This window comes from Chitinophaga sp. GbtcB8 (genome assembly GCF_019091455.1).
GTDB lineage: Bacteria > Bacteroidota > Bacteroidia > Chitinophagales > Chitinophagaceae > Chitinophaga.
Genome location: NZ_JAGXJN010000016.1, coordinates 68,385 through 81,726 on the forward strand (window position 1 = coordinate 68,385; position 13,342 = coordinate 81,726).

General features: G+C 43.8%; 16 protein-coding genes and 1 tRNA gene. 7 read left to right on the forward strand and 10 right to left on the reverse strand.

All coding sequences use genetic code 11. The features are described from left to right. Nucleotides 1-154: 154 nt before the first annotated feature. Entirely contained in the window at nt 155-1,327 is a 1,173-nt protein-coding gene (locus tag KVT36_RS15770) for a FecR family protein (protein ID WP_217604439.1), read from the reverse strand. Nucleotides 1,328-1,489: 162 nt separating this feature from the next. On the opposite strand from KVT36_RS15770, the gene KVT36_RS15775 reads away from it, so the two are divergent. Beyond that, nucleotides 1,490-2,146, forward strand: a complete 657-nt coding sequence (locus KVT36_RS15775) for an RNA polymerase sigma factor (RefSeq protein ID WP_256449967.1) — start codon at nt 1,490-1,492, stop codon at nt 2,144-2,146. A gap of 114 nt (nt 2,147-2,260) precedes the next feature. Here KVT36_RS15775 and KVT36_RS15780 read toward each other — a convergent pair whose 3' ends face one another. Beyond that, on the reverse strand, nt 2,261-2,686 hold the full coding sequence (locus KVT36_RS15780) for an SRPBCC family protein (RefSeq protein WP_217604441.1): 426 nt from the start codon (nt 2,684-2,686) through the stop codon (nt 2,261-2,263). Between the two features lie 166 nt (nt 2,687-2,852). On the opposite strand from KVT36_RS15780, the gene KVT36_RS15785 reads away from it, so the two are divergent. Beyond that, nucleotides 2,853-3,419 carry a chloramphenicol phosphotransferase CPT family protein gene (locus tag KVT36_RS15785; RefSeq protein WP_217604442.1) on the forward strand — a complete coding sequence of 189 codons (567 nt, stop codon included), beginning with the start codon at nt 2,853-2,855 and terminating at the stop codon, nt 3,417-3,419. A 70-nt stretch (nt 3,420-3,489) separates the two neighbouring features. Next, a tRNA-Pro gene (locus tag KVT36_RS15790) sits at nt 3,490-3,563 on the forward strand. A gap of 196 nt (nt 3,564-3,759) precedes the next feature. Here the strand turns inward: KVT36_RS15790 and KVT36_RS15795 are convergent. The 8 genes from KVT36_RS15795 to KVT36_RS15830 all read right to left on the reverse strand — a co-directional run bounded on the left by KVT36_RS15795 (nt 3,760) and on the right by KVT36_RS15830 (nt 8,938). Next, entirely contained in the window at nt 3,760-3,936 is a 177-nt protein-coding gene (locus tag KVT36_RS15795; protein WP_217604443.1) for a hypothetical protein, read from the reverse strand. Next, entirely contained in the window at nt 3,933-4,334 is a 402-nt protein-coding gene (locus tag KVT36_RS33195) for a DUF6036 family nucleotidyltransferase (protein WP_217604444.1), read from the reverse strand. The genes KVT36_RS15795 and KVT36_RS33195 overlap by 4 nt, the downstream gene beginning before the upstream one ends. 50 nt (nt 4,335-4,384) lie before the next feature. After that, nucleotides 4,385-5,266, reverse strand: a complete 882-nt coding sequence (locus KVT36_RS15805; RefSeq protein WP_217604445.1) for an AraC family transcriptional regulator — start codon at nt 5,264-5,266, stop codon at nt 4,385-4,387. A 5-nt stretch (nt 5,267-5,271) separates the two neighbouring features. Further along, nucleotides 5,272-5,784 (reverse strand): nucleoside deaminase, encoded by a 513-nt coding sequence (locus KVT36_RS15810; protein WP_217604446.1) that lies wholly within the window; start codon nt 5,782-5,784, stop codon nt 5,272-5,274. Between the two features lie 56 nt (nt 5,785-5,840). Next, entirely contained in the window at nt 5,841-6,206 is a 366-nt protein-coding gene (locus KVT36_RS15815) for a DsrE family protein (RefSeq protein WP_217604447.1), read from the reverse strand. A 100-nt stretch (nt 6,207-6,306) separates the two neighbouring features. After that, complete coding sequence (locus tag KVT36_RS15820; protein WP_217604448.1) at nt 6,307-7,395, reverse strand: NADH:flavin oxidoreductase; 1,089 nt, start codon at nt 7,393-7,395, stop codon at nt 6,307-6,309. Between the two features lie 99 nt (nt 7,396-7,494). Then, nucleotides 7,495-7,755 (reverse strand): carboxymuconolactone decarboxylase family protein, encoded by a 261-nt coding sequence (locus tag KVT36_RS15825; protein ID WP_217604449.1) that lies wholly within the window; start codon nt 7,753-7,755, stop codon nt 7,495-7,497. 280 nt (nt 7,756-8,035) lie between these two features. Then, the gene (locus tag KVT36_RS15830) at nt 8,036-8,938 is read right to left on the reverse strand and encodes a helix-turn-helix transcriptional regulator (protein ID WP_217604450.1); all 903 of its coding nucleotides are present in this window, start codon (nt 8,936-8,938) and stop codon (nt 8,036-8,038) included. A gap of 260 nt (nt 8,939-9,198) precedes the next feature. Here KVT36_RS15830 and KVT36_RS15835 point away from each other — a divergent pair, with 260 nt between their 5' ends. The 4 genes from KVT36_RS15835 to KVT36_RS15850 all read left to right on the forward strand — a co-directional run bounded on the left by KVT36_RS15835 (nt 9,199) and on the right by KVT36_RS15850 (nt 13,333). Next, nucleotides 9,199-9,870 carry a DsbA family protein gene (locus tag KVT36_RS15835; protein WP_217604451.1) on the forward strand — a complete coding sequence of 224 codons (672 nt, stop codon included), beginning with the start codon at nt 9,199-9,201 and terminating at the stop codon, nt 9,868-9,870. A 335-nt stretch (nt 9,871-10,205) separates the two neighbouring features. Further along, nucleotides 10,206-11,294 carry an NADH:flavin oxidoreductase gene (locus tag KVT36_RS15840; RefSeq protein ID WP_217604452.1) on the forward strand — a complete coding sequence of 363 codons (1,089 nt, stop codon included), beginning with the start codon at nt 10,206-10,208 and terminating at the stop codon, nt 11,292-11,294. A gap of 154 nt (nt 11,295-11,448) precedes the next feature. After that, a complete protein-coding gene (locus tag KVT36_RS15845; protein ID WP_217604453.1) occupies nt 11,449-12,054 on the forward strand; it encodes a TetR/AcrR family transcriptional regulator in 606 nt (201 codons plus the stop codon). A 79-nt stretch (nt 12,055-12,133) separates the two neighbouring features. Next, on the forward strand, nt 12,134-13,333 hold the full coding sequence (locus KVT36_RS15850; protein WP_254640031.1) for an efflux RND transporter periplasmic adaptor subunit: 1,200 nt from the start codon (nt 12,134-12,136) through the stop codon (nt 13,331-13,333). Nucleotides 13,334-13,342 lie beyond the last annotated feature (9 nt).

A 13,342-nucleotide genomic window follows, 5' to 3' on the forward strand; every position in this document is an offset into this window, starting at 1 on the left:
TCATTATTTGGTTGATTATTTGTTCCTCCGTTTGTCATGCTAAACAACCAGCCTGAATGCAATCAGGCCGGTTGTTCTATTGGCGTAGATTAATGGTTGGTGGTGATCCTACGACCAATTTCTCCTTCTTAGATTAGATCCCTGTCAATAACTTTTAAGGCATTACAGTTACTATCCTGCCTTCTACTTTAAACTTTACGGCATTTGAATAACTAAGCATATCCAGTACTTCGCTGATATTCTTATTCCGGGAAATGTTACCGCTAAACCGTTCTTCTGATAACTTTCCTTCGTATCTCACTTCAATATTATACCATCTGCCAAGCTGCAGCATGATCTCATTTATAGATCCATTGTTGAAACGGAAATAACCATTCTTCCAGGCCATGGCTGCCTTAATGTTTGCCGGCATGATCATGATCCGGCTGTTTTCTTTCACAATGGCCTGTTGCCCCGGTTTAAGGATCTCACCTTTGTTGGGAAGTGCATCTGCTACCCGTACGGATCCATCCAGCAAAGTGGTAACCGTAACATCTGCATCCTTGTAGCTATTGATATTAAAGCGGGTACCCAATACCTGTACCTCCTGCTGGTCTGTTTTAACAATAAACGGATGTGCTGCATCCGGGGCGATCTCAAAGTAAGCTTCTCCGCTCAATTCTATTCTGCGTTGTTTTAACGATGCAAAAGATGCGGGGAACCTGATGGAAGATGCTGCATTCAACCATACTTCGCTCTGATCCGGTAAGCGCAAACGATATGTTTCCCCATTGGCAGTAGTGAGCGTATTCATTACATTCATACCGGCCGTTTGCTGGTCTTTTATTTCATACACCAGCTGGCCGCTATCGGTTTTACTAATGTTTACCCCTGCCTGTTCTGCTAATTTACCATTGGCTGCATCAGACAATACGATCTTTGTTCCATTGGCCAGGGTGAGTGTGGCAGAATTTTTTCCCGGCGCTATATCATTGGCATACCTGGCTACGGACTTATGCCGGCCTGTTTGCAGGAACAGGTAGTATGTGCTGCCCAGCATCATTACTATTGCGGCAGCAGCTGCAATACGTTTCCAGCTGATCTTTCCGCGTAATTTATGCACTGCTTTCTTCTGCCGGATCTGTTGTGTTACTTTGCTATAAACGTTTGCCAGCCTTTGATCCACATCAGGTACCGGAACGCTAAGCTCCTGCTGTTGCAGCAGCTCCTGCAGGATCAGCTCCTTTAAAGCCATTTCATTGCCCGGAACTTCAAAATACTCCAGGAGGTTTTTTATTTCCTCCGCGGAACATTGATCCCGGAGATATTTTTCAAATAATTCTTTCATGAACGGTGGTTAATAGCTAATACACCGCTGCGTGAAATTCCAATGACTCCGGCTCTAAGAAAATTCATATTAATTATTTTATTATACATATATTTATTACTGGCAAAAGATTGCAAATCTACTGACAGGCGATAATTTAAGCAAGCCCCTGCTGCGCCCCATATGAAAATTGGAGCGAATTGTTTTAAATTTGGTTATAACTTGCTGCTGTTGGTGAAAATTGTAGAGGAAACATATCAGAAAAAATTACTTCTCCGGCTCAACCAAGGTGATGAATCAGCATTTAACGAGCTTTACCAGGCCTATAGCAAGCCATTGTATTTGCGCATATTAAGGATGGTAAAAAGTGCTGACATTGCGGATGAGCTGTTACAGGAACTTTTCATTAAGCTCTGGAATGCACGTACGACTGTTGACAGCGAAAAGTCTTTCCAGTCTTACCTGTATACTATTGCTCAAAACCTGGTATATAACTATTTCCGGAAAGCAGCGCACGACCAGGCGCTGATAGAATCCCTGATCATAAATGCCGCCAACTATTACCTGAACGGACAGGAATTACTTGAAAATAAGGAAACCGCTGCTATCTTAAAGCAGGCCATAGAGCAGCTGCCGCCGCAAAGAAAAAGAGTTTTCCAGCTTTGTAAGATCGAAGGTAAGAGCTATGAGGAAGCCGGCCGTATTATGGGTATTTCACCGGCCACGGTGAACAGCCATATGACAAAATCTATTCAGGCCATAAAAGATTATATTCTCAGGAACCGGGATATGGCGATACTGATTATGACTACGTATGCGGTTTCAGGGATAATGAAATAATGCTGAATGCTTAACGCTGAATGCTTAATGCGTTGTGAGTGCAGCAGTACACCAACATAAGGCTTCTGAACAAAAGGGCTTCAGCGTTAAGCATTCAGCGTTCAGCGTTCGGCATTAATTAGCTTCCGTGTATTTCTTAAAATTATCCAGTATAGCCTGCCAGCCCCCACGTTGCATTTCTACAGGATTAGTGCTCTCTGCTTCAAATGTTTCTGTTATCTGTGTGCTGCTGCCCTGGGTAGTAAACATTACCTCTACGGTTCTGCCATCGCCCATGGTGTAGCGGATAAGCTCATGATCTTTAACCTCATCATATACACCTCCGAAGTCGAAACCAAAGCTGCCATCCTTTGCTTCCATCCTTGAGTTAAAGGTGCCGCCTGTACGAAGATCGTTTTCAGCACGGGGTGTGTGCCAGTCGTCTGATGCAGCACTCCAGCGGATAATGTGTTCCGGCTTTGCCCAGTATTCCCAGATCTTTTCAATGGGTGCATTTACGTTGGCTTCTACAGTAATAAGTGTTTTTTGTTGCGTTTCCATTTTTATAGGTTTGTTTTGTTAATACGTTTGTTTTACAATGCAAACATCCGGCATTTAGCCAATATAGATGATGGGTAATTACGACTTTGAAGAGGGGGGATTTTGCGGCTGCTTTTTTGATCCCGGAAAAACCTGAAATAATATACGCTATTCTTTATTTTTAAACATGGCCATACAGAATTTTCCCGGAAAAATAATCCTGCTCAATGGCGCTTCCAGTGCAGGCAAGTCCACGCTTTGCGAAGCATTACAAGCTGAGTTAACAGTTCCCTTTTTACAATTTTCATTGGACTTCTTTATGTTCAACTCAAAGGTTTTGCCCAAACGCCGTGATCAAACAGGCCCGTTTTCATGGCCGGCCATCCGTCCTAAACTCTTCGAGGGATATTTTAATTGTCTGGCAGGGCTGGCCAATGCAGGCAATAATGTGCTTACGGATTATATTATTGAATCGCAGGAACAGCTGCAGCAGCTGATCCAAAAACTAAGGCACCTGGACGTATTCCTGGTGGGGGTGCATTGCCCGTTGCCGGAACTGGAACGGCGGGAAAAAATCCGTGGCAACCGGGGAATTGGCGATGCAAAAAGGGACCTGGAAACGGTTCATACCTTTACCAGATATGACTTTGAAGTTGATAGTACTAGGCCGCCGGATGAAAATGCCAAAGCCATTGCAGGGGCCTGGGAGTTAAGGCAAGGGCAGGGAGCTTTCGGGAGTAACGCATTGTCATAAAATAATATATGAATGAAAGTTGGTAATAAATAAAAAAGCTTCTTACATTTGCGTTCCCAATTGGGGACCTCGGGATGTAGCGCAGCCCGGAAGCGCGCGTCGTTCGGGACGACGTGGTCGCAGGTTCGAATCCTGTCATCCCGACTTAGAATACAAAATGGGAATAAATGGACAGAGATAGTCACATTTGTTCCCATTTTTGTTTAAATGGAATAATCTTTAAGCCAATACAACATTAGCTAAACTCCTTCCTAGTGGGGTATATATTTTTCCTTCTTGCTTAAACATTTCAACTTGGAAAATCTACCAGATGAATACGACTAGTGTTGGTTATTCTTATCTATTGATTTAACCGATGGACAGGGATGGAAATTGGCTCTTTTTGTTTTTTAGCCGCTGCCCAAAAAGAATTTAAGGCAGTATTATCTTCCATCATCTGTTTTAGCCTTTCTATTGGGGATTTGGAAAGCCAGATTTTTAGTTGCAGTTGTTTTATGTGAACAGGAGTATCTGTCATATTTCAAGAAGATTAAAAGTACTTAGATTAAGTTTGCTAATCCAGGTTTTAATATAGTTCCAATCCAGGTTTTCGAGCGAAGCCAGATTTTTGATATCCTCCATTTGTATCGGAGATTGATAAGTTTGAATCCATATAAGTTTAGAAATAAGCAGATCTTCAACCGAAACGACATAGACAACTTGACCGTAAAAATCTATTTGTACTTTTCTGCTGAACTCCATTTGTCTGAACGGATCAGACTTCAAAACAACAAAGTCTGCTTTAAAGCCAGAGGCATGATCAATAATATTAAACATGCTTCGGCGATTTATTGCATCTTGTATGGCATCTTTATCACAGTAATACCCAACTTCAAAATTTACAATAAAGCGACCGATATCTTTAGATTCAAACACTTTACAACTGCTGTTATTCCATCTTCAACATCCATTTTGAACAGAATTATTTACGATGCTCCCTTGTTAAAACCTATCGTCTCTCTGTAAATCTGCGGCGAAATCTCTGTTTTGACCTTAAATACTCTGCTGAAGTAGTACTCGTCGTCGTAGCCAAGTTCATAGGCGATTTCCTTAACTGTTTTATCTGTAAGGTATAATTCCCTTTTTGCTTCAACGATGATCCGTTCGGTAATCAGGTCCGAAAGTGTTTTATTGAAATGATTTTTAGTAACCCTGGCAAGGGCAACTGGTGTTACGTGCAGCATATCCGCGTAATCACTGGCAGAATGCATCATCCGGAAATTTTCCTCAATAGCATTTCTTAAATTTTGTACAATGGCCTGTTGTTTGCCGCTAAGCGCCTTTGTCTCCTGGATAGACTGCTGCTGGACTTTTATCCTGGTGGCAAGCACTAACATTATCTTCAGATAAGAAACAAGGACTTCATCTCTTCTTAAAGCGTCTGTTTTCAGCTCAGCTACGATTTCTCTGACGATATTTAACAAAGCTATCTTTGCATTTTCATCCAGGATGATGAATGGTTGCTCATAAACATTGTTAAATAATATACCATTGGCCGCGATCTCTTTATGGTGCCTGTATATGCAAAAGAAATCATGATGGAACTGAATGGAAATCCCAACTAATGGTCTTTTTGAAATCAGCATGAATGGCTGATAAGGGTAAAAAGCGAACAGGGTATTTTCCTTAAACGGATACTCACAAAGATCTACTTTGGCCAATCCCTCACCTGAGGTAATAATGATCAGGGTGAAATAATTGTTTCGCTGAATATGATCAAAATAACTGCTGTTGTCAAACTCAAAAACTTTGAACGACAAGTTACCATTCTGTTTATTGACAAGCGTGTAAACGGATTGTGACAACATCGTGTTTAGGTTTTATTTAACGTTTTTAAAAATTGATCGCTAAGTGCATTGCACTCCTCAAGACAGATGCCACTGATCACTTTGGGTTTGTTTCCCCATTTCGGTACCGCTTCAGTTGCAAGAACACTAAACTGCGAGGTCAATCCACCAATATACGGCACGGATGTGCCAAAAATGATTTCAGGTATCCTGTGGTGCCGGATCATATAGGAACACATGATACAAGGTTCATGTGTAGTATACATTTTCGACATTGCTAACTGTTCTGCATATCCGTTTCTGATCGCTGAGCGGACCGCCAAAATTTCTGCATGATTGGTGATATCACCAGTTGACTTACCAGCCTCCTGTCCTGTGCCAATCACCTTGTCTTCAAAAACAACAATAGCACCCACAGGAGGGTTACCCGCTGCCAGTGCAGCTTTAGCGATTTCCAGACACTGGCCCATATAATATTGATATTCTGCCTGCATAACTTCCCTTAATGATCCTGTTAATTTACTCAAAAAATTCACCATAGTCCTGGAATTAAAAACTGTCCTTCGCGGAAGCAAAGGACAGTTCAGACACCTATTTATAAAATCAAAAGATCGTAACCTTCGTTTCTCAGGTTCAGGAAACTCGGCAAGCCGGCAGTACCTGGTACTTCGTTATCGTTCAACAAATCATAACCGGAAACTTCAGTACCAAACACCGCAACGCAGCCTTTAGAAAGACCATGAACATGATCTTTAACTTCCGAATAAAGTCCATGAACCGGGTGTTCAGATTTCTCCAATTGTTCAGGCCATCTTACACCTGCTCCCTGAAAAATGATCTTTACATCTTCACCTGCATGTTTGAATTCATATGCCGATGCCAAAGCGTTAAATACGCGTCCAAGTGCTTCTTCTGAACCAGCCTTGGGGTCAGAAAGAATAATAATCGCTGTTTTTTTCATATCAACCATTTTTTATAGTGCAAAGTTGTGGCAATAATGATGCTTAGAGAATGGATGATCTTTACTATATCATGGAGACTTTTTATACTAAGGACATACCTTAAAGAGAACCCGGACGAACGAAGGTCTGCCATCCCCGCATGGTTTCGATAAAACGCTCGCTTAATCCCCCCTGGCGCAGGTATTCGGCCGTCACCGGCATCTTGGGGCTTTCGTAGATCGGGTTCGCTTTTACCTGAAGTGGGAAGTCCCGCTGCAAAATGCCAGCCCGCGCGATCAGCACAAAATCGCAACCTTCATTCAATAGCTCCGCGGCACGCTGTCCACTGTAGATCTTTCCGGCTGCCCCTAAACGAACACCCTTACGGGTGAGTTCTGTAAAAACACTGAGCAGGGTCTTCCCCTTGAATGTTCCCTCCCGAACAACCTGGGCTGAATCCCACAATGCCAGGTCCAGGTAGTCAATGAGCTCGCGATCAAAAATATCAGCGGTGATCTCACGCAGTTCCTCCAGGCGAAGTCCGTAGCGCTCAATCGATAAGCGCCAGCCAATCTGAAAATCAGGGCCACATGCCCGGCGAATGCCTTCAATCACCTCGATGGTTAGCCGTGCACGGTTCTCCAGGCTGCCTCCATATTTGTCCGTCCGGTCGTTTAAATTCGGAGACAGGAATTCTGAAAGGATCCATCCGAAAGCACCGTGTACCGATACGCCATCAAATCCTGCCGACTCAGCTCTCTTTGCTGCAGCTATAAAGCTATCGCGAATTCGCTCTACCTCTTCGGTCGTGATCGCCTTTACACCCGATACCGTTTTTCCTGACGCAGGCGACTGTATACCTCCCCATTGAGGAGTAGCACGGTGCCCGGCATGGTGTAACTGCACCGCGGAAAGCGCCCCCCCCTCACGAATGCTTGTCGCCATCCTTGCCAGGCCCGGCAAATGGTCATCGCTGTGGATACCCAGCTGCCGCTCAAATGCGATGCCTCCTGCTTCTACGGTAGCGGCACTGGTTTGTATCAAAGCATAACCGCTTTGTGCTAGCTGCTGGATCCAGAGTTGGTCGAACTGGGAAGCAATACCATCATGTTCGCTCTGTTGACTGGTGAGCGGCGCCATCATAAAACGATTTCTCATTTCAGGCCCGTGCAGCAAAGTGAGCGGCTTAAATAGATCAGGAACAGACATTTTTTTTAGTTTTTATGTATATAAATTTTTGCCTGTCAAAGATGGTTAGATACTCTTCAGGGAAAAATGGATATTTACTACAATCTCATGGATGTTTATTTATGTCCAATTAGCGGTCGGTAAAGATTCTTCCGGCGCTTTCAGCCTCTTTTGACCAATGACCTTTTCAATGATAGAAAATACTTCTTTAAGCTGGACAGAAGTAATGCCTACGTTCAGTGATCCGATGATATGTTTGCTGATAAAAGGATGATGCAATGCTGCCAGAACCGAAACCGTAATGATCTCGCGATCCGCAAAGCTCAGGATAGCCCTATCGGAAAGATGATCAAACATGTGCTTTTTAAGGAAGATATCCATGTCTCTGCCGGATCATCATTTTTTCCGGCTACGGCGCGCTGGGCAAGAACCTGTTTAAAAGTATGTAGGCTTAAAAGACTGACAAGAAACCCCGCATAGGCATGCACATGAATAAGTACTTCTTGATTGCATTTATATTCAGAGCTGCATCCAGTACTTCATGCTGGGTAAAGCTGGAAACTTCAACGTCATTTTCCGCTGCAAAGGCGGCAAGTTTAACCAGACATTGGTAACGCTCGTTTAGTATGGGATTGCTGTTCATGGTGTAAAATATCGTTTTCTAAGCGCCACTACTAGCCACCAGCTTTTGCTGCATCTGTTTAGGCGTATTACCGTATTTTTCCCTGAAAGAAGCGATAAAGTGTGCCGGAGTTTCAAAACCTACCTCGTAAGCGATCTCGGTAATGTTCATTTCTGATCGCAGCAACCGGTAAGCCTCCTCCAGCCTGCGCTGCATGATCCATTTTCCTGGGTTCGTCCTGAAGGTCTGATTGAACCTGCGTTTAAAGGTGGAAAGACTGCAATTGGCAAGGAAAGCGTATTGCTCCAGGGAAATATTCTCTTTATAATGACTTTGCATCAGCAGCAACAGGTCGGGATCTACAAAGGTGTCCAGGCTGCGCAGCTGCGTTTCAAAATGTTGGCCTCCGGGGCCGGATACTAACACTTGTAACAGTTCCCGTATTTTGACAGGTAAGAAGGATTGTAAGCGCTCAGGATTTGCATCCACTGTAAAACAGGATAATAGTTGCGATGTCAATATGCTCATCAGATCATCTTTTGGAAGCAAGGACATATCACGACAGGCTTGATTTAACGTGGGTGATGTTGCTCCGTTGGAGCATGCCAGAATACTCTCGGCCTGCGAGCGCAGCCATGCGTCTGAGAAAAAAATGATAATGGATTCATAACCACTATCCGGATCATCAACTTTATCAGAAACTACATAGGAACCTCTTTTCATAAAAAAGCCTGAGCCTGTGGGGACGATCATTTTACTGCCGTGGTCAAGAATTTCTTTTGTTCCCTGCAAGACGATACTAATCAGGTTCATATGCACACACATGTTAGCCCTTTTTATTTCCTGCGGCTGCCTGTAGTGCATGACATAAATATCTTCGTTCCAGGATAAAACTTCAGGATTCTCCTTAATGATACTACTACAATTAAGATCTATCATCATATATGAGTTGCATTAGATTCACCAAATATTGCTCGTCAGTAAAGATGGTATTTACGATCCGCAATCTTCCGGTATTTAAACAGGTGATAAATATGGAGATTCCGTAAATAATAAGCAATGGACAAATGCGATATTATCATGGATAATTTTTTCTTACTGTCTGCTCAAATGACACTGAACTCTATCCGATAGTTTTTGACCTTTTCAAGAAATTGCCTCTTTAAAAACGGGTCTAATTTTGTCTTATTAAAGATAGAATTATGAAAATGTTTTATTTCACAGACCCCATGTGTTCATGGTGTTATGGGTTTAGCCCTGCGGTAAAAAAATTAAAAGAGAACTATCCTGACATTGATCTGCAAATTATCTCCGGTGGATTTTCACCTTATAGTCAGCAAGTTGTTGATCAGGAGTATAAAGATTTCCTGGCATTTCATTGGAGAAATGTAAACCAACGAAGTAGACAGTTTTTCGACCATTCGATGAAATTCATTTCTGAAACCTTCCGCTATGATACAGAACCGTCAAGCCGTGCACTTACCGTCATGCAGGAATTATTGCCAAAACAGGATTTCGAATTTTTGAGCCTGATGCAAAAATCATTCTACGTGGAGGGTAAAGATATCACAAACGATGTTGTGCTGGCGCGGCTGGCCGAAGAATTTGGAATTGAAAAGAAGATCTTTTTAGAAAAGTTCCATTCCGAAGAAATGAAACGAAAAACAAATCAAGGGTTTCAGTTTAGCAGACAGCTGGGCGTTCAGGGATTTCCAACGATGCTCACTTTGGAAAATGGAAATACTAAAGTGATTACTCGTGGATTTCAGGATTATGACAGCCTAAAAGTAATTGTCGACAATTGGTTGAGTAACCTAAATGTTTCCCCAGCTAATAATGGGCAATCCTGTTCAGGCGACACTTGTGAATGCTGAAATTAAGAGAGGCTAAACTTACATGGAAAGCTATTTTTCTGATCCAAAGATCGCAGGGTGCACCTAAATCCGGATACCTGGCGATGTGGTCTTGACACCTTATCACGAGTTGAATGGTTATAAAGCCTGGGGAGCTACAGCCATGATGATCCGTGAATTGTTGACTGTTACACACGATGATCTTCCAGGTACCGAAAACTGATTAATCCGCTTATTGAAATGATACGCTCCACGACCACCTAACATCCCTACATCTCATGAAATAGAAGCGCTAAAAGGGAGGCTAATTTTTCCCCATTCAAAGCGCATAACAATTTCAATAAAATTCAAATCAAATGTCCGTTTCCAATTTATTTAAGCCACTCCCGCTGTTGCATGGCCCGGCAATGAGAAATCGCTTCATGATGGCGCCGCTGACCAATCAACAAAGTGAATATGACGGCACAGCATCCGAGTTCGATCAGATTTGGATGGAACAGCTTGCCCAAGGTGGTTACGCATTGATCCAAACCTGCGCTACGACTGTGGAAGCTGAGGGGATCGCGTTCGCGCGCCAGTTGGGTATTCACAGTGATGACCATTTGCCTGGCCTGGCAAAGATGGCATCAGTCATCCGTCAGGGTGGCGGATTGTCTGCGGTACAGTTACACCATGCGGGACACCGTGCAAATCCGCTGCTGGGGGGAGTACCGGCTCCTGCCTCGAGCGGGACTTTGCCGGGTATAAGGGCAATCACCACCGAAGAAGTGGAGCGAATCCGCGACAGCTTTATCACTGCTGCAAAAAGAGCACAACTGGCTGGGTTCGATGGCGTAGCCGTACACGGCGCCTTCGGATGGATACTCTCGGAATTCATGTCACCCTATTTGAACGACCGCAAGGATAAGTATGGAGGCAGCCTGGAGAACCGTGCACGGCGAACCATCGAGGTGATTGAAGGCATTCGCCGGGCATGCGGCCCTGATTTTCAGATTGGCTGGCGCTTGTCGATCGAGCGCTATGGACTGGTCCTGGAGGAATTGAGGGAAGTCACTGCAGAATTCTTTAATCGCGAGCTGATCGACTACCTGGACCTGGCGCTGTGGGATTCAGCCCAGGTTGTTCGGGAAGGATTATTCCGGGGAAAAACCATGCTTAGCGTCTTTACAGAAATACCGCGCAAAGGCGTCCGGTTAGGGGCAGCCGGAAAGATCTACAGTGGACAGCGTGCCGCAGAGCTATTGGATGAAGGTTGCGATTTTGTGCTGATCGCGCGGGCGGGCATCATTCAGCGGGACTTCCCGCTTCAGGTAAAAGCAAACCCGATGTATCACAGCCCCAAACTCCCGGTGATGGCCGAATACCTGCGTCAGGGAGGACTTAGCGAGCGATTTATCAATCACTTAAGAGGATGGCAGACCATTGTGCACCCAAACTCTCCGTGAGATGTACTGAACTTTATACGATAGTTTTTGAGCTTCTCATGAAATAGGCTCTTGACAAACCAGGGTAAATTTGCCTTATCAATAACAAATAAGAATATGAAAACAAAAATGACCACAGCTACCCTCGCTGTTATGCCCTTAACTAGTGTAGGTAGTGGGAAGTAAAGAAAGAATACTTCGTCTGAAAGACGAAACCAGGACAAACATTCTGAATGCTGCATTATACATTGCCCAGGTTGAGGGTTGGCAAGCGCTGAGTATGCGCAAAATTGCAGATCAGATTGAATATACAGCACCCATTATCTACGAATACTTCACCAACAAAGAAGGCATTTTGCTGGAGTTAACCAGAAGAGGTTATCTGATTTTGACCAGGGAGATACGTGAGGCCCGTGACAGATACGAAAAAGCAGAAGATAAAATGGAAGCCATGTGGATTGCCTATTGGAACTTCGCTTTTACTCACCAGGAATTTTACCGGCTAATGTACGGAGTAGACATGGTTCGCTGCAGCGATAGCAGTTCGATACCTGAAATTGACAACCTCTATGCAATGCTGTCCGAGGTCATCGAATCCCTGTTCAGGAAAAAACCGATTGCTGAAGAGAGTATCTGCTTGAAATATCATACCTATTGGTCGGTCATTCACGGACTGGTATCCATCAACTTAGTTCACCTGAATGGAAGAACAACCGATCAGCTAAACCAGCAAATTTTAAAAGACGCCATCAAGGGCATCACCTTATCCATAAACAGTTAATTTTTTTTACCCGATAATTTAACGCTGTTAAAATTTATCACACATAATCCATTAAATAAATATTAAAATATATAATCTCATGAATGTTACTAATTATTTTTTTGAGTCGCTTAACGCCGTTAAACGGCTTAAGCGGTCCAGACATTTGGTCGTTTTTATGTTAGCGGTTATCAGTCTCGTCAGCTGTAAAGCTTCAACTGATCACTCAGCCGCTGCGCCTCCGCCTGCGTTACCGGTTGCCATGGTTAATGAAAGCCCCGAAACCACTTTCGCCGAATATCCTGCTTCTATTAAGGGAACAGTGGACATAGAGGTGCGTCCGCAGGTGAGCGGGTATATACAAAGCGTACTGGTTAACGAAGGTGCCTATGTATCTGCCGGGCAAACGCTATTTCTAATCAATGCCCTACCTTATAAGGAGGCGTTAAACAACGCCAAGGCAACCCTGCAGGCCGCAGAAGCTGCGGTTTTAAACGCACAATTAGAGGTCGATAAATTAACTCCGCTGGTTGAAAACAAAGTCGTTTCAGAATTTCAGCTGCGCACAGCGAAAACCGCTTATCAGATCGCGCGCGCAAATGCAGAACAGGCCAAAGCCAGTGTGGCTTCAGCCCAGATTAATTTAGGCTATACCAATGTCAAGGCGACAGTAAGCGGCTACATCGGCCTGATCCCTAAAAAACAGGGAAGTTTGGTTTCACCTGCCGATCAAACTCCATTAACCCAGTTGTCCGATATCGACCAGGTGTATGTTTACTTTGCCCTGGCGGAAAATGATTTCAACAGTTTCAACAAAAACTATCCCGGAAAAACCCCGGCCGACAGGATTAAACATCTACCGCCTGTTGAATTACTGTTATCCGATAATTCTGTTTATCCTCTTAAAGGAAAAATCGATGTGATCAGTGGTCAGTTTGATAAAGGTACTGCTGCGATAACTTTAAGGGCTACTTTCCCCAATGCCAGTGGGAATTTACGTTCAGGAAATACCGGTAAGCTTCGCTTAGGTCTGATACATGACAAGGCGATTTTAGTTCCGCAGTCAGCAACATTGGAGATGCAGGACAAAGTCTTTGTATTTGTCCTGAGTAAAGGCAACAAAGTAACCAAAACGCCGATTTCGGTGATCGGAAAAACCGGAACAAACTATCTGATTAAAGATGGTTTGAAACCTGGCGACCAGATCGTGCTGAGCGGCCTTGACCGCTTGCAGGAAGGACAGGTGATCCAGCCTCAACAAACAGCCGCTATGGCTGCTCAATTAATTAGCAACAAATAAGTTCTACGA

Bases quoted from the DNA above. Each gene is read 5' to 3' on its own strand.
- KVT36_RS15770 (WP_217604439.1), bottom strand. From the start codon at position 1,327: ATGAAAGAATTATTTGAAAAATATCTCCGGGATCAATGTTCCGCGGAG.
- KVT36_RS15775 (WP_256449967.1), top strand. From the start codon at position 1,490: ATGAAAATTGGAGCGAATTGTTTTAAATTTGGTTATAACTTGCTGCTG.
- KVT36_RS15780 (WP_217604441.1), bottom strand. From the start codon at position 2,686: ATGGAAACGCAACAAAAAACACTTATTACTGTAGAAGCCAACGTAAAT.
- KVT36_RS15785 (WP_217604442.1), top strand. From the start codon at position 2,853: ATGGCCATACAGAATTTTCCCGGAAAAATAATCCTGCTCAATGGCGCT.
- KVT36_RS15795 (WP_217604443.1), bottom strand. From the start codon at position 3,936: ATGACAGATACTCCTGTTCACATAAAACAACTGCAACTAAAAATCTGG.
- KVT36_RS15805 (WP_217604445.1), bottom strand. From the start codon at position 5,266: ATGTTGTCACAATCCGTTTACACGCTTGTCAATAAACAGAATGGTAAC.
- KVT36_RS15810 (WP_217604446.1), bottom strand. From the start codon at position 5,784: ATGGTGAATTTTTTGAGTAAATTAACAGGATCATTAAGGGAAGTTATG.
- KVT36_RS15815 (WP_217604447.1), bottom strand. From the start codon at position 6,206: ATGAAAAAAACAGCGATTATTATTCTTTCTGACCCCAAGGCTGGTTCA.
- KVT36_RS15820 (WP_217604448.1), bottom strand. From the start codon at position 7,395: ATGTCTGTTCCTGATCTATTTAAGCCGCTCACTTTGCTGCACGGGCCT.
- KVT36_RS15825 (WP_217604449.1), bottom strand. From the start codon at position 7,755: ATGGATATCTTCCTTAAAAAGCACATGTTTGATCATCTTTCCGATAGG.
- KVT36_RS15830 (WP_217604450.1), bottom strand. From the start codon at position 8,938: ATGATGATAGATCTTAATTGTAGTAGTATCATTAAGGAGAATCCTGAA.
- KVT36_RS15835 (WP_217604451.1), top strand. From the start codon at position 9,199: ATGAAAATGTTTTATTTCACAGACCCCATGTGTTCATGGTGTTATGGG.
- KVT36_RS15840 (WP_217604452.1), top strand. From the start codon at position 10,206: ATGTCCGTTTCCAATTTATTTAAGCCACTCCCGCTGTTGCATGGCCCG.
- KVT36_RS15850 (WP_254640031.1), top strand. From the start codon at position 12,134: ATGAATGTTACTAATTATTTTTTTGAGTCGCTTAACGCCGTTAAACGG.